This is a genomic window from Luteimonas sp. 9C (assembly GCF_902506295.1).
Lineage (GTDB): Bacteria > Pseudomonadota > Gammaproteobacteria > Xanthomonadales > Xanthomonadaceae > Luteimonas.
Map to the genome: position 1 here is coordinate 2,387,816 of NZ_LR733312.1, position 2,843 is coordinate 2,390,658.

Annotated in this window: 2 protein-coding genes; both read left to right on the forward strand. The window is 70.0% G+C overall.

What is annotated here, in order from left to right; all coding sequences use genetic code 11:
• Positions 1-159 precede the first annotated feature (159 nt).
• Positions 160-1,860 (forward strand): arginine--tRNA ligase, encoded by a 1,701-nt coding sequence (gene argS / locus CURTO8I2_RS10910; protein WP_236551082.1) that lies wholly within the window; start codon positions 160-162, stop codon positions 1,858-1,860.
• Positions 1,860-2,651, forward strand: coding sequence for an SPOR domain-containing protein (locus CURTO8I2_RS10915; protein ID WP_159681097.1), 792 nt, complete (start codon positions 1,860-1,862; stop codon positions 2,649-2,651). The genes argS and CURTO8I2_RS10915 overlap by 1 nt, the downstream gene beginning before the upstream one ends.
• The last annotated feature ends 192 nt before the right edge of the window (positions 2,652-2,843 follow it).

The window sequence follows — 2,843 nt, forward strand, 5'->3', positions numbered from 1 at the left end:
CGCCGCATGAGTCGGGCTCTCGTCGATCGGTTCGTTTGCCCCCTCCCAACCCTCCCCCGCGTTGCAGGGGAGGGCTTCGCACGCTCGTCCATCACGGAACCCGGGGCGCCATCAGCGCTCGCGTACAATGGCCGGCCGTTTGTCCGCGATCGAAATTCCGTGAAATCCCAGCTCCGCGCCCTGATCGAGCCGCTCGTCGAGCAGGCCATTGCCGCCCTGCGCGCCGATGGCACGCTGCCTGCCGACTTCGCCACGCCCGCCTTCACCGTCGAGCGCCCGAAGGACCGCAGCCACGGCGATGCGTCGACCAACGCCGCGATGCTGCTGGCCAAGCCCGCGAAGTCGAATCCGCGTGCGATCGCGCAGGCGCTGGTCGATGCGCTGCCGGTCAACGATGCGATCGCCTCGGTCGAGATCGCCGGCCCGGGCTTTCTCAACTTCCGCCTCACCGCGAACGCGTGGCGCGACCAGCTGGTCGCCGTGCACACGCAGGGCGATGCCTTCGGCCGCAACGACAGTGGCGCGTCACAGACCGCGGGCGTGGAATACGTGTCGGCGAACCCGACCGGCCCGCTGCACGTCGGCCACGGCCGCGCGGCGGTCATCGGCGACTGCATCGCACGCGTGCTCGATGCCAACGGCTGGCACGTCAAGCGCGAGTTCTACTACAACGACGCCGGCGTGCAGATCGAAAACCTCGCCCGCTCCACGCGTGCGCGCGCCAAGGGCCTCAAGCCCGGCGACGCCGACTGGCCGGCCGACGCCTACAACGGCGACTACATCGGCGATGTCGCGCGCGCGTATCTCGACGGCGCGACGGTCGAGGTCGACGGCCACACCGTCGCGGGCATCGACGACGCCGACGATGTCGACGCGATCCGCCGCTTCGCCGTGGCGTGGCTGCGCCGCGAGCAGAACGAGGACCTGGCCGCGTTCGGCGTGGGCTTCGACGTGTATTTCCTCGAGTCGTCGCTGTACGCCGACGGCAAGGTGGAGGAGACCGTGCGCGAGCTCGTCGCCCACGGCCACACCTACGAGGAAGGCGGTGCGCTGTGGCTGCGCAGCACCGACTACGGCGACGACAAGGACCGCGTGATGCGCAAGTCCGACGGCACCTACACGTACTTCGTGCCGGACGTGGCCTATCACCTGTCGAAGTGGCAGCGCGGCTACACGCGCGCGATCACCGAACTCGGCGCCGATCATCATGGTTCGCTGGCGCGCGTGCGCGCCGGTCTGCAGGCACTGGATGCCGGCATTCCGCAGGGCTGGCCGGAATACGTGCTGCACCAGATGGTCACGGTGATGCGCGGCGGCGAGGAAGTGAAGCTCAGCAAGCGCGCCGGCAGCTATCTGACGTTGCGCGACCTGATCGACGAGGCCGGCCGCGATGCGACGCGCTGGTTCCTGGTCGCGCGCAAGCCCGATTCGCAGCTGGTGTTCGACATCGACCTGGCGCGCAGCCAGTCGCTCGACAACCCGGTCTACTACGTGCAGCTCTCGCATGCGCGCATCTGCGGCCTGCTGCGCAAGCTCGGCGATGCGGGTCTCGCGTTCGATCTGCAGAACGGTCTGGCGCAGTCGCCGGACATGACGGACGTCGCGCTGCGCGACGTGCTGATCGACCTGTCGCGCTGGCCCGAGATCGTGGCGGCCGCGGGCGCGCAGCTTGAACCCCACCTGATCGCGACCTACCTGCTGGAGCTGGCACAGGGCTTCCAGACGTACTACAACGATCACCAGTTCCTGGTCGACGATGCCGACGTGCGCGATGCGCGTCTGGCGCTGGCCACTGCAGTGCGACAGGTACTGCGCAACGGCCTCACGCTGCTCGGCGTGCAGGCCCCGGAGGCGATGTAATGGCGGCACGACGCGGCAAGACCCAGGCCCGACGCAACGGCGGCAGCTCCGGCGGATTGCCGGGCTGGGCGTGGATGATCATCGGCGTGGTGCTCGCGCTGGGCATCGTGCTGGCGGTGCCGCGCCTGCTCAAGCCCGACACCCAGGACGGCTTCTTCCGGCCGAGCCCGAATCCCGATGCACAGCCCGCGGTCAGTACCACAGACGCGGACGCCGAACCCGAGCTGCCGACGCCGGCGGGCCAGCGTCCGCGCGCCGCGGCCGGCCAGGAGGGCGCCTCGACCGACTACGATTTCTACACGATGCTGCCCGAGCAGGAAGTCCCGATGACGGACGCCGAACTCGCCGCCAGCACGCGCGCCGAGGCCCAGCGCCAGCAACGCGCCGAGGCGCAGCAGCAGGCGCTGCAGGCCCAGCATCCCGACGCCGCCGATCTGGCGGGCGGTGCGACCAGTGGGCCGCAGCCGCTGCCGGAACAGCGTCCGACACCCGCCGCGCCTGCGACGACCCAGCCGGCCACGACTGCGCGTACCGCGCCGGCCGCAGCTGCCGCCAGTGACGCGCGCTACATCCTGCAGGCGGGCTCGTTCAGCGCATCCGGCGACGCCGAGGCCCTCAAGGCCCGCATCGCCCTGCTCGGTCTGACCGCCCGCGTGGAATCGGGCGAAGCCGCCGGCCGCACCGTCTATCGCGTGCGCATGGGCCCCTACGGCACCGCGACCGATCTGGCGGAAGCCAAGCAGAAGCTCGGCAACGGCGGCCTGCCGGCATTGGCGATCAAGGCGCAGTAAGCAAAGCGCTTCGCCGATGGCGGAGTGAAGAGCGCCTCTCCTCGAGAAAATGGGTTTCGAGATTGCATCCGCCCGCGCGGATTGAGCACCTCTCCCTCCGGCAGAGGTCGACGCGCAGCGCGCGTCGGGTGAGGGCAGAGCTCCCGTGCCTGTGTATCGCGTACGGCGAGTGTCCACCCCTTACCCCAACCC

Excerpts from the sequence above, each read along its gene's own strand:
- CURTO8I2_RS10915 (WP_159681097.1), top strand. The coding sequence starts at position 1,860 with ATGGCGGCACGACGCGGCAAGACCCAGGCCCGACGCAACGGCGGCAGC.